We start from the raw sequence: 13,741 nt of genomic DNA, 5'->3' as shown, positions 1-13,741 counted from the left end.
GGGCCTGGCCCGGGCACCCACGACTTCGGCGGGGACGAGCAACCCTGCCCCGGCAAAGTCGTGGATGGCCGGGCCAGGCCCGGCCAGGACGCGGAGAGGGGGAGCCCCGATCGGAAAGGCATCAAACCCCCGTGTTCGAGAAGCGCAGCATCGGGCTTGCCCTCGTCCTGCCGGCGGCACTGTTCGTGGCGCTTGGGTTCCTTCTGCCGGTCGGGCTGCTGTTGGCGGAGAGCTTCCGCACGCCGGCGGGCTGGAGCCTCGCCTATTTCACGACCTTCTTCGCCGACCCGCTGAACCAGGCGGTTTTCCTGCGCACCCTCAGGCTCGGGCTGACGGTCACGGCGGTGTGCCTCGTGGTGGGCTATGCGGCGGCGCTCGCCATCACTGGGCTCGGGCCGGCAGCGCGCGGGCGCTTCGTCGGCGTGCTCATCCTGCCGCTCATGATCTCGCCGGTGGCGCGCACCTATGCCTGGGTGGTGATCCTCGGGCGCACGGGGCTCCTCAACGTGCTCGTGCTGAAGCTCGGCCTCTCGGACGAGCCCCTGCGCATCCTCTTCACCGAGACGGCGGTGTTCCTGGGCCTCGTGCAGCTCTTCTTCCCGCTCGCGGTGCTGCCGCTGCTCTCGGCGCTGGAAAACCTGCCGGCCGACGTCGTGCCCGCCGCCCGCGTGCTCGGCGCCTCGTGGCTGCGCGTCTTCTGGCAGATCATCCTGCCGCTGACGCGCGAGGGGCTGGTCGTGGGCGGAACGCTCGTCTTCGTCGGCTCGCTCACCGCCTACATCACGCCGGCCATGCTCGGCGGGTCCAAGGTGCTGATGCTGGAGACGCTGCTGTACCAGCGTGTCTCGGTCGCCAACGACTTCGTCTCAGCCGGCGTCATCTCGGTGATCCTGATCGTCATGAGCATCGCCACCAACGTGCTGCTGCGCCGTCTCGCGGCGGGCCGCCGGGCCGGAGGCGCTCATGCGTAGCCTCGGGTCCGTCCTCCTCGCGCTGGTGATGCTGTTCCTGCTCGGCCCCTTCGTCGTGATCGTCATCGCCGGCCTGTCGAGCGGCGAGACGCTGGCCTTTCCGCCGCCCGGCCTGTCGCTGCGCTGGGTCGCCAAGGTCTTCGAGGTCGAGAGCTTCCGCGCCGCCTTCGGCGTCTCCATGCTGCTCGGCGTCGGCGCCACGCTCGTGGCGCTCGTCCTCGGCGTGCCGGCGGCCTACGCGCTCGACCGCTACAAGGTCCCGGGCGGAGAGGCGGTGCGCAGCATCGTCACGGCGCCGATCATCGTACCGGGGATCATCGTCGGCCTCGCGCTGTTGCGCTTCCTGCTGGTGCCGCTCGGCCTCCCCGTGATGCTGGGGCTCTTCCTCGGGCACACGGCGCTGCTCATCCCCTATGCGGTGCGCATCGTCTCGGCGAGCCTCAACAACCTGCGCGTCGACATCGAGGAGGCGGCGATCCTGCTGGGCGCCAGCCGGGCAGGGGCCTTCTTCCGCATCGTGCTGCCCAACATCCGCTCCGGCATCGTGGCGGCCTTCATCCTGGGCTTCGTCACCTCGTTCAACCAGGTGCCGGTCTCGCTCTTCCTGTCCGGGCCCGGCGTCACCACGCTGCCGATCGAGATGCTCTCCTACATGGAGTTCAACTACGACCCCTCGGTCGCGGCGCTCTCGGCCCTGCTCGCCCTCCTGTCGCTCGCCGTCGTCGTCGTTGCCGAACGGCTGCTCGGACTGTCCCGCTATGTCTGATCCGCGCTTCCTCTCCCTCGAGGCCCTGACGCTCGCCTATGGCGGGTCGGTCGCCGTCGACAAGCTCGACCTCGCGGTCCGTCGCGGCGAACTCATCGCGCTGCTCGGCCCGTCCGGCTGCGGCAAGACCACGACCATGCGCGCCATCGCCGGGCTCATGGAGCCCGCCGGCGGGCGCATCGTGCTCGACGGGCGCGACATCACCCGCGTGCCGGCCAACAAGCGCGAGATCGGGCTCGTCTTCCAGTCCTACGCGCTCTTCCCGCACATGAGCGTCTACGACAACGTCGCCTTCGGCCTGCGGCTGCGCCGGGTCGAGGCCGGCGAACTCGACCGGCGGGCGAGGGCGGCCATCGCCAGCGTCGGGCTCACCGGCTTCGAGGCGCGTGTCCCCAAGGCGCTCTCCGGCGGCCAGCAGCAGCGCGTCGCACTCGCCCGCTCCATCGTCGTGGAGCCGCGCCTCCTGCTTCTCGACGAACCGCTGTCCAACCTCGACGCGCGGCTGCGCCTGGAGATGCGCTCGGAACTGCGCCGGCTCCAGCGCGAGCTCGGCATCACCATGATCTACGTCACCCACGACCAGGCCGAGGCGCTGGCGCTCGCCGACCGCATCGTCGTCATGCGGGCCGGCAGGATCGAGCAGATGGGCGCGCCCGAGGAGATCTACGAACGGCCGGCGTCGGGGTTCGTCGCGCGCTTCATGGGGTTCGAGAACACCTTCGGGCTGGAGGGCGGACGGCTCACTGGCAGCGCGGGGGCGGTCGCCTATGCCTCCGCGGTCCCCGCCGGAACGCGGGCGCTCGCGTGGCGGCCGCAGGGCATTGCGCTCGGGCAGGGCGCCTACCAGGGTCGCGTTCTCGGGGCCTCCTATCTCGGCCAGACCGTGGAGTATCTTCTCGACACGTCGCTCGGCCCCATCAAGGCCGAGACGCCGGCCGCCCAGACCCGCTACGCCAACGGCGACACGGTGCCCTTCGACCTGCCGCTCGCCACCGCCGCCCCGCTCGCCCAGCCCTGACAGGTGCCCGCATGACCACCGAACCGCACGATCTCGACGACCAGGCCCTGCGCGACCGCGCCGTGCGCGCCGCCCGCGGCCAGGCGCCCTTCGACGTCCTGCTCACCGGCGGCATCCTCGTCGACGTCGCCACAAGCGAACTGCGCGAGGCCGACATCGGCCTCGTCGGCCCGCTCGTCGCCAGCGTCCATCCGCGCGGCAGCCGCTCGGACGCGGCGACGGTGCACGACATCGCCGGGCGTTACGTGGCGCCGACGCTGATCGACACGCACCTGCACATCGAGAGCTCGATGGTGACGCCGCGCCGCTACGCGGAGACGATCGTGCCGCAGGGCACCACGACCATCTGCTGGGACCCGCACGAGGTCGGCAACGTGCGCGGCCTGGAGGGCGTGCGCTGGGCCATCGAGGCGAGCCGCGCCCTGCCGCTGCGCATCCTCGTGCTGGCGCCGTCCTGCGTGCCGTCGGCCCCTGGCATCGAGGTGGCCGGCGCCGACGTGCAGCGCCCGGAAATGCAGGAGATGCTCTCCTGGCCGGAGGTCGTGGGCGTCGCCGAGGTCATGGACATGCGCGGCGTCATCGACCGCGCGCCGCGCATGAGCGGCATCGTCACGGCGGGGCTGGAGAGCGGCAAGCTCGTCTGCGGCCACGGGCGCGAGCTGTCCGGCCAGGCCCTGCAGGCCTTCGCCGCCGCTGGCATCGAATCCGACCACGAGCTGGTCTCCGGCGACGACCTGCTGGAGAAGCTGCGCGCCGGCTTCACCATCGAGCTGCGCGGATCGCACGACTACGTCTTGCCGGGCGCTGTCGCAGCGCTGCAGACCTTGCCGCACCTGCCGCAGACGATGACGATCTGCACCGACGACGTCTTTCCCGACGACCTCGTCTCGGTGGGCGGCATGATCGACGTGCTGCGCCGGCTGGTGCGCTACGGCCTGCCGGCCATCGACGCCCTGCGCGCCGCCACCCTCAATGCCGCGATGCGCATCGGCCGGCGCGACCTCGGGCTCGTCGGCCCGGGCCGGCGCGCCGATCTCATGGTGCTCTCCGACCTCGCGGGCCTCGGTGTCGAGAAGGTCTTCGTCTCCGGCCGCCTCGCTGCCGAGAACGGCGCGCTGACGCAGCCGATCGCGGCCGCCGAGGGAGCGGTACCCTTCCGCGACACGATGAAGGTCGACCCGCTGACCGCCGACGACTTCGTCATCAAGCTCGCCGAGGTTCCGGACGGCACCGCGCGGGTGCGCACCATCGTGACGCCGCGCTTCACCAAATGGGGCGAGGAGCGCGTGGCCGTGCGCAACGGCGTCATCAGCCTGCCGGAGGACGGGACGGTCATGGCCATGATCCACCGCCACGGCAAGTGGTCCGCCGCGCCCGAACTCGCCATCCTGCAGGACTGGGGCGACTGGAAGGGCGCGCTGGCCACCACGATCTCCCACGACAGCCACAACCTGACCGTCTTCGGCCGCGACCCCGGCGACATGGCGCTCGCCGCCAACGCGCTGATCGACTGCGGAGGTGGCATGGCGGTGGCCAGCGGCGGCAAGCTGCTGGCGGTGCTGCCGCTCCCGGTCTGTGGGCTGTTGTCGGATGCCCCCGCGCCCGAGGTGGCCGAGGGCTTCCGCGCCATCAAGGCCGCGGCCGACACCATCGTGAACTGGAAGCCGCCCTACCGCGTGTTCAAGGCTGTCGTCGGCGCGAGCCTGGCGTGCAACCCGGGGCCCCACCTGACGGACCTGGGGCTGACGGACGGATCGACGGGAGAGATCCACCCGATGCTGATCGCGGCGGATTAGGTGTTTCTTTTCAAAGGCTCAACCTCTCCACCGTCATGCCCGGGCTTGGCCCGGGGATGACGCGGAGAGATGGAGCGTCGAAAGGGGGAAGCCTACCCCTTCACCACCCGCAGCCGCTTCGTATCCTTGAACACGAACTGGATGGCATCGGGCTCCGGGGTCTGGTTCGGGGCGCGGGTCATGGAATAACCGAGCTTGCGGGCAAGTTCGGAGGCCTGCGGGATCGCCCGCACGCTGACCGCGAGCGTCACGCTCGGCGCACCGTAGATCAGCGCGGCCGCCAGCAGGCCGATCTCGACGCCTTCGCGAAAATCCTTCGAGCGCCCGGGAAAGCCGAGTTCCAGCCCCTCTCCGATCTCGATCCGCCGCATCGCCGCCACTCCTCGTGTGGGGACACTCTGGACAACGCCGGTTAAGCCTTCGTCTGCCGGCGACTAGACCACCGTCGCGTCGCCGCCCCACGGCGTGATCGGCCCGGAGCGGTCCTTGAAGCGGTCCGGCAGGTCGTCGACCATGTCCCACGACATCGCGATCCGCCCGAAGCCGACGCAGTAGCCGATGTGCATGGCGAGCTCGACGATCTCGGGCTCGGTGAAGTGCTCGCGCAGGCGGTCGAAGGTCGCGTCCGAGATGGCGAGGTGGTTCGTGGCCACGAGGTCGGCGTAGTGCAGGGCGGCGCGCTCGCGTTCGGTGAGGTCGGTGGCTTCCTCCGGGGCGGCGAGTTCGCAGACCAGATCCTCGGTGACGCCCTCCTCCACGCCCGGGCGATAGCGGATCGCCATGCAGCTGCGGCACTGGTTGTGGAAGGCGATGCGGATGCGCAGGAGCTCGATCAGCCGGCGCGGCAGCACCGCGTTGGCGAGAATCGCCTGGATGAAGGTGCGGTAGGCGATCGCGATGTCCGGACGCTGCGCCCAGATCCGCAGCACGCCGAGCTTTGCCGGATCGGCCAGCGCCGCGGGGCCGAGGAAGGCCTGCAGGTCGGGGCTGAACGCGGAGGGGTCGAGGGGCTTCAGGCGGGCCATGGTCGCTCACTCCCAGTTGAGCCTCTGGCGGGCTCCAAACGCAGCCGGCTCTGTTGCACGACCGCGGAGGCTCAGATTAAACTCATCGAAATCGATATACAAAGCCGTCCCACCCAGGAGGCGGCGCCCCTGAGGAGACGCACCATGCTGATGAGAGCAATGCTCGCAGGCGCCGCGATGCTGGCGCTGGCCTGCGCGCCGGCGATGGCCCAGACCCCCCTGACGCAGGTGAAGATCGGCGTCCTGTCGGACATGAGCGGACCGCTCGCCGACGCCTATGGCCCCGGCTCGCTGCACGCCGCCGAGCTGGCCGCCGCCGACAGCCAGAAGCTGATGCCCGGCGTCAAGATCGAGGTCGTGGGCGCCAACCACCAGAACAAGGTGGACGTGGGCTCCTCCATCGCGCGCCAGTGGTACGACCAGGAGAAGGTCGACGCGATCTTCGACATCGTGAACACGGCGGTCGCCATCGCGGTGCAGGGCGTCGCCAAGGAGCGCAAGAAGATCAACTGGCAGATGACGGGCGCGTCCTCGCTCACCGGCCAGTACTGCTCGCCCTGGGCCGTGCACTGGTCCACCGACACGCACATCCAGACGAACGGCGTCGCGGCCGGCGTCGTGGCGGCCGGCGGCGACACCTGGTTCCACATCACCGCCGACTATTCCGGCACGCGCGAGATGGCGAACCAGCTCAAGGCGCTGATCGAGAAGAACGGCGGCAAGTTCCTGGGCGAGGCGCTGTTCCCCATGGGCAGCACCGACTTCGCCTCGGCCGTCGTGCAGGCCCAGGCCTCCGGGGCCAAGGTGATCGCGCTCTCGTCCGGCGGCCTCGACACCGTCAACGCCATCAAGCAGCTCGCCGAGTTCGGCCTCGTCAAGCAGGGCAAGAAGATCGTGGCCCCGGCCATGTTCGTCACCGACGTGAAGGCGCTGGGCCTCGAGGTCGCGCAGGGCGTGACCTTCGTGGACTCGGCCTACTGGGATCTCTCCGACGACCTGCGCGCCTTCTCCAAGCGCTTCGAGGAAAAGATCAAGAAGCCGCCGACCCCGCAGCAGATCAACGTCTACACCTCGGTCATGCACTACCTCGCCGCGGTGAAGGCCGCCGGCACCACGGACAGCGACGCCGTGATGGCCAAGGTCCGCTCCCTGCCGATCAACTACTTCAACACCAAGGACGGGCGGGTGCGCGAGAACGGCAGCGTGGTGAAGCAGCGCTACGTCTTCGAGGTGAAGAGCCCGGCCGAGAGCAAGGGCCCGTGGGACCTCCTGAAGGTGGCTCGCGAGCTGACGCTGGAGCAGGGTGCGCCCTTGCCGGTCGATCAGAGCGGCTGCAAGCTCTGACCATCGGGACTTGCAGGTAACCGGCGAAGGCTCGCGATGACGTCATCCGCCGGGATCATTCTGGAGGCCTCCGGACTGTCGAAGCAGTTCGGCGGCTTCACCGCCGTGCGGGGGCTGGATCTCACCGTCCACCGCGGCACCGTCCACGCCCTCATCGGCCCCAACGGGGCCGGCAAGACGACCGTCTTCAACCTGCTCACCAAGGTGCTGCCGCCCACCCGCGGCCGCATCGTGTTCAAGGGGCGCGACATCACCGGGCTCGGACCATGGGACGTCGCACGCCTCGGCATGGTGCGCTCGTTCCAGATCTCCGCCGTCTTCGGCCGCAAGAGCGCGCGCGACAACGTGCGCATGGCCCTGCAGCGGCCGACCGGCGTGTCCTACCGGTTCTGGATGTCGTCGGCCTGGCTCGACCGGCTGAACGACCAGGCCGAGGCGCTGCTCGACCAGGTCGGTCTCTCCGACGCCGCCGACGTGCCCGCCGCCGAATTGCCCTATGGCCGCAAGCGGGCGCTGGAGATCGCCACGACCCTGGCGCTGGACCCCGAGCTCCTGATGCTCGACGAACCCATGGCCGGTCTCGGGCAGGAGGACATCGCCCGCATCACCGAGCTCATCCGCACCGTGGCGAAGAGCCGCACGGTGCTGATGGTCGAGCACAATCTCTCGGTCGTCGAAACGCTGTCCGACACGATCACGGTGCTGATGCACGGCCAGCAGCTCGCCGCCGGCCGCTATGCCGACATTGCCAACAACCCGGCCGTGATCGACGCCTACATGGGGACCGGCCATGACTGAGGCCGAGCCCCACCTCACCGTGCGCGGCCTGCAGGCCTGGTACGGCGAGAGCCAGGCCCTGCGCGGCATGGACTTCGTGGTGCGCCGGGGCGAGGTGGTGACGCTGCTCGGGCGCAACGGCGCCGGCAAGACCTCCACCTTGCGCTCCATCGTGGGCATCCTGCGCCAGCGCACCGGCTCGGTGGTCTTCGAGGGTCGCGAGACGGTGGGTCTCAAGTCGAACGCCATCGCGCGGTTGGGCATCGGCTATTGCCCGGAGGAGCGCGGCATCTTCGCGAGCCTGACGGTGGAGGAGAACCTGCTCCTGCCGCCGGTCGTCGCGCCGGGTGGCATGACCGTGGCCGAGATCCACGACCTCTTCCCGAACCTGCGGTCCCGGGGCCGGACGCCCGGCACCAAGCTTTCGGGCGGCGAGCAGCAGATGCTGGCCATCGCCCGCATCCTGCGCACCGGCGCGCGCCTGCTGCTGCTGGACGAGCCGACCGAGGGTCTCGCCCCGGTCATCGTCAAGGCCATCGGCGAGGTGCTGCGGGTCCTGAAGCAGCGCGGCTTCACCATCGTGCTGGTGGAGCAGAACTTCCGCTTCGCCGCGACGGTGGCGGACCGGCACTACGTCGTCGACGGGGGGAGGGTGGTCGCGGAGATGACCAACCACGAGATCGCCGCCCGCCAGGACGAGCTCAAGACCATGCTGGGGGTCTGACCGGTGTTCACGATCGAGATCCTGGGCAAGACCTACAACTCGGCCGCCGTCTTCGGGCAGCTGCTCATCGGGCTCATCAACGGCTCGTTCTACGCCATGCTCAGCCTCGGCGTGGCAGTGATCTTCGGCATGCTGCGCATCGCCAACTTCGCCCACGGGGCGCAGTACATGCTGGGCGCCTTCGTCGCCTGGGCGCTTCTGAACCTGCCCGAGCTCTTTCCCGGCAGCGGCCTGCCGTCCATCGGCTACTGGCCCTCGCTGATCCTGGCGCCGGTCATCGTCGGCGTCGTCGGCATGGCCACCGAGCGGATCTTCATCCGCCGGGTCTACGACCTCGACCACGCCTACGGCTTCCTGCTCACCATCGGCCTCGCCATGATGGTGGAGGGCCTCTTGCACGTGCGCTTCGGCTCGGCGGGGCTGCCCTACGGCACGCCGAAGGAGTTCCAGGGCACGTTCAATCTCGGCTTCATGTTCCTGCCCTACTACCGGGCCTGGGTCATCGTCGCGTCGATCATCATCTGCTTCGGCACCTGGCTCCTGATCGAGCGGACCCGCCTCGGCGCCTATCTGCGCGCCGCCACGGAAAACCCGGAGCTGGTGCAGGCCTTCGGCATCGACGTGCCGCGCATGCTGATGCTCACCTACGCGCTCGGCGTGGCGCTCGCGGGGCTCGCCGGCGTCATGGCCGCGCCGATCTACCAGGTGAGCCCGCAGATGGGGCAGAACCTCATCATCATCGTATTCGCCGTGGTCGTCATCGGCGGCATGGGCTCGATCCTCGGCTCCATCGTCAGCGGCTTCCTGCTGGGGCTCATCGAGGGGCTCACCAAGGTGGTCTACCCGCCGGGCTCCACCACGGTGATCTTCGTGTTCATGGCGCTGATCCTGCTCGCGCGGCCGCAGGGCCTGATGGGGCGCACATGAGCGGGAAACCGTCCTCCACGCCGGCCTGGCTCGCCTCGCCGCGGGCCCGCGAACTGGCCTACCTCGTCGGCCTGGCGGCGGCGGGGGCGCTGCTGCCGCTCGTCGTCTACCCGACGCTGGCGATGAAGATCCTGTATTTCGGGCTCTTCGCCTGCGCCTACAACCTGCTCTTCGGCTATCTCGGGCTGCTCGCCTTCGGCCACGCCGCCTTCTTCGGCCTGGCGTCCTATGTCTGCGCGCATCTCGTCACGGTGGTCGGCCTGACGCCCGAGCTCGGCATCCTGGCCGGCACGGCGGCGGCGGCCGCGCTGGGGGCCGTCATCGGCTGGCTCGCGATCAAGCGGACGGGCCTCTATTTCGCGATGATCACGCTGGCGCTCGCCCAGGTCGTCTACTTCTACTTGGTGCAGGCGCCCTGGAGCATGGGCGAGGACGGCATCCAGACGGGGCCGCGCGGAAAACTCTTCGGCGTCATCAGCCTGGCCGACAACACGAGCATGTACGTCGTCACGCTCGTCATCTTCCTCGCGGGCTTCGCCATCGTGAACCGCGCCGTGAACTCCCCCTTCGGCGAGGTTCTCACGGCCATCCGCGACAACGAGCCCCGGGCCGTCTCGCTGGGCTACGACACGCGCCGCTTCAAGCTCCTCGCCTTCACGCTTTCGGCCGCGATCTCCGGGCTCGCCGGGGCGACCAAGGCCATCGTGCTGCAGCTCGCCAATCTCGGCGACGTGCACTTCTCGATGTCGGGCGAGGTGCTGCTCGCCGTGCTCATCGGCGGCATCGGCACCGCGCTCGGCCCCATCGTCGGGGCCGCCGTGCTGATGACCATGTTCGACGCGCTCGCCAAGACGGGGGCCTGGGTCCAGGCCATCCAGGGCGCGCTCTTCGTCGGCTTCGTGCTGCTGCTGCGCAGCGGCGTCGTGGGAACCCTGTCCGGGCTCTTCGCCCGCAAGACCAGGTGATCGGAGGACACGCCATGGCGAACGACCAGGATCTTCTGCGCCGCATCGACCGGCTCGAGGCCCGCGCCGAGATCGGCGAGCTGGTGACGGCCTATGCCATCGCCTGCGACGAGCACGACATGCCACGCCTGACGAGCCTCTTCACGGCCGATGCCGAGTTCGCCTCGCCGAGCGGGCTCCTCGTCGGCAAGGGGCGCGACGCCATCGCCGCCATGTTCGTGAAGCTCTTCGACGTGCGCGGCCCGGCCTTCCACTGGACCCACGACCGCATGGTCGCCTTCGACGACGCCGACCCCGACCGCGCCACGGGCCTCGTCCTCTCCCACGCCGAGACCACGCCCAACAACGTCGTCAGCATCGCCGCGATGAAATACGAGGACGTCTACCGGCGCGAGGCGGGCCGCTGGCTCTTCGCCAAACGGACGATCCACTTCCTCTACTACGTGCCGGTGACCGAGTACGGCTCGGCCCTCAACAACGAGCACCGTCTGGCGGTGGGGGCCGAGCGGCGGAAGGCCGATTACCCGGAGACGCTGGCGGCGTGGAAGGATTTCGACCGGGCGCATGGGCGGTCGGCGGCGAAGAGGTAAGCGGTTGGTGCCGGCACGAGCCTCCGGTCCAGCTTGCGACACCCTCTCCGCGTCCTGGCCGGGCTTGGCCCGGCCATCCACGACTTCAGCATGGTCCCGGCAAAGTCGTGGATGCCCGGGCCAAGCCCGGGCAGGACGGCTGAGAGGTGGCTGGAGAAAAAAGTCCCTTTGTGTTCAACAACAAAGGTCCTCATCCTGAGCCGGCCCGAAGGGCCGAGTCGAAGGACGCACCAACCCCCAGCCGCTCAATCCACCGCCGAAAGCCTCGCCACCCACTTGTGGTAATGCTGGAGCGCCGGCTCGTTCCGCCCGAACACGAACTCGCGGTTTCCGCCCGACTCCAGGCCCTTCTGAATCTTGAGCCCGATCTCATAGTCCTCGTCCTTCACCGCCGTCAGTGTCACCTGGCTGAAGCCTTCGGTGGCGGCCTTCTCGGCGTCGGTCTTGGGCTCGCGCGCCGCGAGCACGGTCTGGCGGGTGATGGTGCGGTCGGGGCGATCCGTCGGGAACACCTGGCTCACCAGCGCATGGTCTCCGAGGATCCCGGAGATCGACAGGTTGGGGAAGCCGGAGTGGATGAGCCGGACGTGCTCCTCCGGGTCGCCCCACTCGCTCTCGGGCTTGCCCATGATGTCCATGAGTGACTTGCGGCCGAAGGTGATGCGCTGGTGAGGCCCGTAGGTGTCGTGCAGCATCAGGTTGCCGATGGTGAACTTGCCCACCGTGTTCGCGTGCAGCGTGTTGTGGTGGTAGCTCTCGAGATAGCCGTCCCAGGCCACCTTCCAGCCCGGCCCCTCGAGCTCGCGCTGGGTGTAGATGTACCACTCGGTGAGCTTCAGGCTGTTCAGCTGCTCGGCGAAGTCGCCCAGCCACTCGTCGATGTCGAACTGCACGTCCGGGCGCAGGCCCACCCAGACGAGGCCACAGCGCTCGGCGCAGGGCAGGGGCGTGAGGCCGAAGGCGCTGCGGTCGATGTCGCCGAAGGTCGACTGGCCATACATACCGACGAGCTTGCCGCAGTGGTCGTAGGACCAGGCGTGGTAGCGGCAGACGAAGCGGTCCGACTTGCCGTGCTTCTCCTCGCACACGGGCGCGCCACGGTGACGGCAGGTGTTGATGAAGGCGCGGGCCTTGCCGTCGTCGGCGCGGGTGATGAGCACCGGCACGCCGAGAATCTCCATGGTCCGGAACGAGCCCGGCTCCTTGATCTCGATGGACAGCGCCAGCGCCAGTGGCAGGCGCTTGAAGATGCGGTCGATCTCGTGCCGGTAGCGGTAGGGATCGAGATAGGCCGACACCGGCAGCGGCATCGGAGCCTCGGCCTGGTCGGTGGAGCGGACCGACTGCCGTTCCAGGGCGCGCCTGACCAGTTCGCGTGCGACCGCCTTGTTGTCCATGGCCCGTTTCCCCGTCGAGATCGTTTTTAGATCGATATCGATAGATTAGCAGCGGCCGCGGGGCCTGTGAAGCGCGCTGCCGGGCGACGGGGCGGAACAAAAAAAGGGCCCGGCCGAAGCCGAGCCCTTTTGCGAGTAGGCCGCGAGGCAATCGCTTAGTTGGCGCCCTTGACCGCGTTGCCGACGTTCGTGAACGTGGTGACGAGGTTGGTCTTCAGAGCCTGGAGCGAGGCGATCAGGCCGACCGCGATGATCGCAGCGATCAGGCCGTACTCGATGGCGGTGGCACCGGACTCGTCGTTCATGAAGCGCTTCAGCATCTGCAGGTTCTCCTCTTCAAGCAGGTGAATGTAACCTAGACGAGCACGCCTGCTGCGAGGTTAACCACTGCGTTTACCCGAAGCCCACTTGCGGTCATTGTTAGCGAACGGTTTCGCAAACCTGCTGTTTTCGGGACGTGATCCCGACGGTCGACGGCCCGCTTCCGGGCTCGGCGGCTCGCCGTTCAAGGGCCTGCAACCACGATCCTGAACCCGTTGCCGCGCCAGAACCCGTCAGGCTCCAGGCTGCCGCGGTAGGTGCAGCAGGCCTTGGGCGGCCCGCTCGAAAAGCAGCCCCCGCGCAGTCCACGCCGGATCGTGGGGCCCGCGTCGGCGTCCTCGCGCCCATCATCGCGATAGGGATAGGCGAAGGAGGGCTTGCCCATGTCCTCGCCCCACAACGTGCTCACCCACTCCCAGACCTGGCCGGCCATGTCGAGGCAGCCATAGGGCGCCCGTCCCGCCGGGAAGATCCCCACGGTGCAGGTGTCGTTGAACCCCGTCTCGTCGCCGTTCACGGCGTCCGGGTTCCAGGGCCCCGCCCAGGGATACACCACCGCGCCGTCGGTTCCGGTCTGGTCGCCGCGCGCGGCGCGTTCCCATTCGGGCTCGGTGGGAAGGCGCACCGTCTCGCCCGCTCCGATCCGGCCTTCCGCCCGCCAGCGGTCGGTCAGCCAGGCGCAATAGGCTCGCGCGTCGCGCCAGGTGAGATCGGTCGCCGGTGCGCTGCGTCGGTCGGGCTTGCCGCGTTCGGGACTGCGCCACGCCCGCCCGGTCTCCGCGACGAAGCGTTCGAACTGCCCGTTGGTCACCGGAAAGCGGCCCATGCGGAACGGGCCGACCGTCGCCCGGTGCGGCGGGGCGGAGTTGGCGGGCGCGGGCGCCCCCATCGTGAAGGAGCCGCCCGGCACCGGCACGAGGGCGTCGAGGTCGCGCGGGTCGCCGTGCCGCGACAGGATGCGCCCTGCATCCTCGCGCAGGCGCGCGGTCAGGGATCCGGCTGCGATGACCGCGACCAGCGCCGTCTCGAGCGCCGGCCAGGCGGGCGACCCGGGCCCGACGCAGCCGGCGGCCACCAGCGCGCCCCGCGCTCCGGCGTCCCCGGGCAGGCCGACCAGGGC

General features: G+C 69.4%; 15 protein-coding genes. 10 read left to right on the top strand and 5 right to left on the bottom strand.

What is annotated here, in order from left to right:
- Positions 1-131 precede the first annotated feature (131 nt).
- Genes Q0Q47_RS08065 through Q0Q47_RS08050 form a run of 4 tightly spaced genes read left to right on the top strand, consistent with a single transcriptional unit; the run spans position 132 to position 4,551 of the window.
- On the top strand, positions 132-971 hold the full coding sequence (locus tag Q0Q47_RS08065) for an ABC transporter permease (RefSeq protein ID WP_293857157.1): 840 nt from the start codon (positions 132-134) through the stop codon (positions 969-971).
- A complete protein-coding gene (locus Q0Q47_RS08060) occupies positions 964-1,737 on the top strand; it encodes an ABC transporter permease (RefSeq protein ID WP_293857155.1) in 774 nt (257 codons plus the stop codon). Before Q0Q47_RS08065 ends, Q0Q47_RS08060 begins: the two co-directional genes overlap by 8 nt.
- Positions 1,730-2,755 carry an ABC transporter ATP-binding protein gene (locus tag Q0Q47_RS08055; RefSeq protein ID WP_293857153.1) on the top strand — a complete coding sequence of 342 codons (1,026 nt, stop codon included), beginning with the start codon at positions 1,730-1,732 and terminating at the stop codon, positions 2,753-2,755. Before Q0Q47_RS08060 ends, Q0Q47_RS08055 begins: the two co-directional genes overlap by 8 nt.
- A gap of 11 nt (positions 2,756-2,766) precedes the next feature.
- Positions 2,767-4,551, top strand: a complete 1,785-nt coding sequence (locus Q0Q47_RS08050; protein ID WP_293857151.1) for an adenine deaminase — start codon at positions 2,767-2,769, stop codon at positions 4,549-4,551.
- A gap of 92 nt (positions 4,552-4,643) precedes the next feature.
- Here the strand turns inward: Q0Q47_RS08050 and Q0Q47_RS08045 are convergent, their stop codons facing one another.
- A complete protein-coding gene (locus Q0Q47_RS08045; RefSeq protein ID WP_293857149.1) occupies positions 4,644-4,922 on the bottom strand; it encodes a hypothetical protein in 279 nt (92 codons plus the stop codon).
- Positions 4,923-4,985: 63 nt separating this feature from the next.
- Positions 4,986-5,576 carry a carboxymuconolactone decarboxylase family protein gene (locus Q0Q47_RS08040; protein WP_293857147.1) on the bottom strand — a complete coding sequence of 197 codons (591 nt, stop codon included), beginning with the start codon at positions 5,574-5,576 and terminating at the stop codon, positions 4,986-4,988.
- A gap of 144 nt (positions 5,577-5,720) precedes the next feature.
- Between Q0Q47_RS08040 and Q0Q47_RS08035 the strand changes: the two genes are divergently transcribed.
- The 6 genes from Q0Q47_RS08035 to Q0Q47_RS08010 are packed head-to-tail and all read left to right on the top strand — an operon-like array spanning position 5,721 to position 10,903.
- A complete protein-coding gene (locus Q0Q47_RS08035; protein WP_293857145.1) occupies positions 5,721-6,920 on the top strand; it encodes an ABC transporter substrate-binding protein in 1,200 nt (399 codons plus the stop codon).
- Positions 6,921-6,956: 36 nt separating this feature from the next.
- Complete coding sequence (locus Q0Q47_RS08030; protein ID WP_293857143.1) at positions 6,957-7,718, top strand: ABC transporter ATP-binding protein; 762 nt, start codon at positions 6,957-6,959, stop codon at positions 7,716-7,718.
- The gene (locus Q0Q47_RS08025) at positions 7,711-8,421 is read left to right on the top strand and encodes an ABC transporter ATP-binding protein (RefSeq protein ID WP_293857140.1); all 711 of its coding nucleotides are present in this window, start codon (positions 7,711-7,713) and stop codon (positions 8,419-8,421) included. The genes Q0Q47_RS08030 and Q0Q47_RS08025 overlap by 8 nt, the downstream gene beginning before the upstream one ends.
- An 18-nt stretch (positions 8,422-8,439) precedes the next feature.
- Positions 8,440-9,348 (top strand): branched-chain amino acid ABC transporter permease, encoded by a 909-nt coding sequence (locus tag Q0Q47_RS08020; RefSeq protein ID WP_293857645.1) that lies wholly within the window; start codon positions 8,440-8,442, stop codon positions 9,346-9,348.
- The gene (locus Q0Q47_RS08015) at positions 9,345-10,313 is read left to right on the top strand and encodes a branched-chain amino acid ABC transporter permease (protein ID WP_293857137.1); all 969 of its coding nucleotides are present in this window, start codon (positions 9,345-9,347) and stop codon (positions 10,311-10,313) included. The genes Q0Q47_RS08020 and Q0Q47_RS08015 overlap by 4 nt, the downstream gene beginning before the upstream one ends.
- Before the next feature lie 14 nt (positions 10,314-10,327).
- Complete coding sequence (locus Q0Q47_RS08010; RefSeq protein ID WP_293857134.1) at positions 10,328-10,903, top strand: nuclear transport factor 2 family protein; 576 nt, start codon at positions 10,328-10,330, stop codon at positions 10,901-10,903.
- A gap of 245 nt (positions 10,904-11,148) precedes the next feature.
- Here Q0Q47_RS08010 and Q0Q47_RS08005 read toward each other — a convergent pair whose 3' ends face one another.
- The 3 genes from Q0Q47_RS08005 to Q0Q47_RS07995 form a co-directional block, all read right to left on the bottom strand.
- Positions 11,149-12,300: an aromatic ring-hydroxylating dioxygenase subunit alpha gene (locus tag Q0Q47_RS08005; RefSeq protein WP_293857131.1), complete on the bottom strand. Its 1,152-nt coding sequence runs from the start codon at positions 12,298-12,300 to the stop codon at positions 11,149-11,151.
- A gap of 155 nt (positions 12,301-12,455) precedes the next feature.
- Entirely contained in the window at positions 12,456-12,620 is a 165-nt protein-coding gene (locus tag Q0Q47_RS08000) for a Flp family type IVb pilin (RefSeq protein ID WP_293857128.1), read from the bottom strand.
- A 185-nt stretch (positions 12,621-12,805) separates the two neighbouring features.
- A partial coding sequence (locus Q0Q47_RS07995) for an SUMF1/EgtB/PvdO family nonheme iron enzyme (protein WP_293857125.1) occupies positions 12,806-13,741 on the bottom strand: 936 nt, incomplete at its 5' end.

Origin of the sequence: uncultured Alsobacter sp., from assembly GCF_945952055.1 — a bacterium.
Lineage (GTDB): Bacteria > Pseudomonadota > Alphaproteobacteria > Rhizobiales > Beijerinckiaceae > Alsobacter.
The sequence above is the reverse complement of the archived record's forward strand: the minus strand, read 5'-3'. Positions and strand labels throughout refer to the sequence as shown.

What these genes read in the sequence shown, in the direction of transcription:
- Q0Q47_RS08060 (WP_293857155.1), top strand. Translation starts at nt 964, where the DNA reads ATGCGTAGCCTCGGGTCCGTCCTCCTCGCGCTGGTGATGCTGTTCCTG.
- Q0Q47_RS08055 (WP_293857153.1), top strand. Translation starts at nt 1,730, where the DNA reads ATGTCTGATCCGCGCTTCCTCTCCCTCGAGGCCCTGACGCTCGCCTAT.
- Q0Q47_RS08050 (WP_293857151.1), top strand. Translation starts at nt 2,767, where the DNA reads ATGACCACCGAACCGCACGATCTCGACGACCAGGCCCTGCGCGACCGC.
- Q0Q47_RS08045 (WP_293857149.1), bottom strand. Translation starts at nt 4,922, where the DNA reads ATGCGGCGGATCGAGATCGGAGAGGGGCTGGAACTCGGCTTTCCCGGG.
- Q0Q47_RS08040 (WP_293857147.1), bottom strand. Translation starts at nt 5,576, where the DNA reads ATGGCCCGCCTGAAGCCCCTCGACCCCTCCGCGTTCAGCCCCGACCTG.
- Q0Q47_RS08035 (WP_293857145.1), top strand. Translation starts at nt 5,721, where the DNA reads ATGCTGATGAGAGCAATGCTCGCAGGCGCCGCGATGCTGGCGCTGGCC.
- Q0Q47_RS08030 (WP_293857143.1), top strand. Translation starts at nt 6,957, where the DNA reads ATGACGTCATCCGCCGGGATCATTCTGGAGGCCTCCGGACTGTCGAAG.
- Q0Q47_RS08025 (WP_293857140.1), top strand. Translation starts at nt 7,711, where the DNA reads ATGACTGAGGCCGAGCCCCACCTCACCGTGCGCGGCCTGCAGGCCTGG.
- Q0Q47_RS08015 (WP_293857137.1), top strand. Translation starts at nt 9,345, where the DNA reads ATGAGCGGGAAACCGTCCTCCACGCCGGCCTGGCTCGCCTCGCCGCGG.
- Q0Q47_RS08010 (WP_293857134.1), top strand. Translation starts at nt 10,328, where the DNA reads ATGGCGAACGACCAGGATCTTCTGCGCCGCATCGACCGGCTCGAGGCC.
- Q0Q47_RS08005 (WP_293857131.1), bottom strand. Translation starts at nt 12,300, where the DNA reads ATGGACAACAAGGCGGTCGCACGCGAACTGGTCAGGCGCGCCCTGGAA.
- Q0Q47_RS08000 (WP_293857128.1), bottom strand. Translation starts at nt 12,620, where the DNA reads ATGCTGAAGCGCTTCATGAACGACGAGTCCGGTGCCACCGCCATCGAG.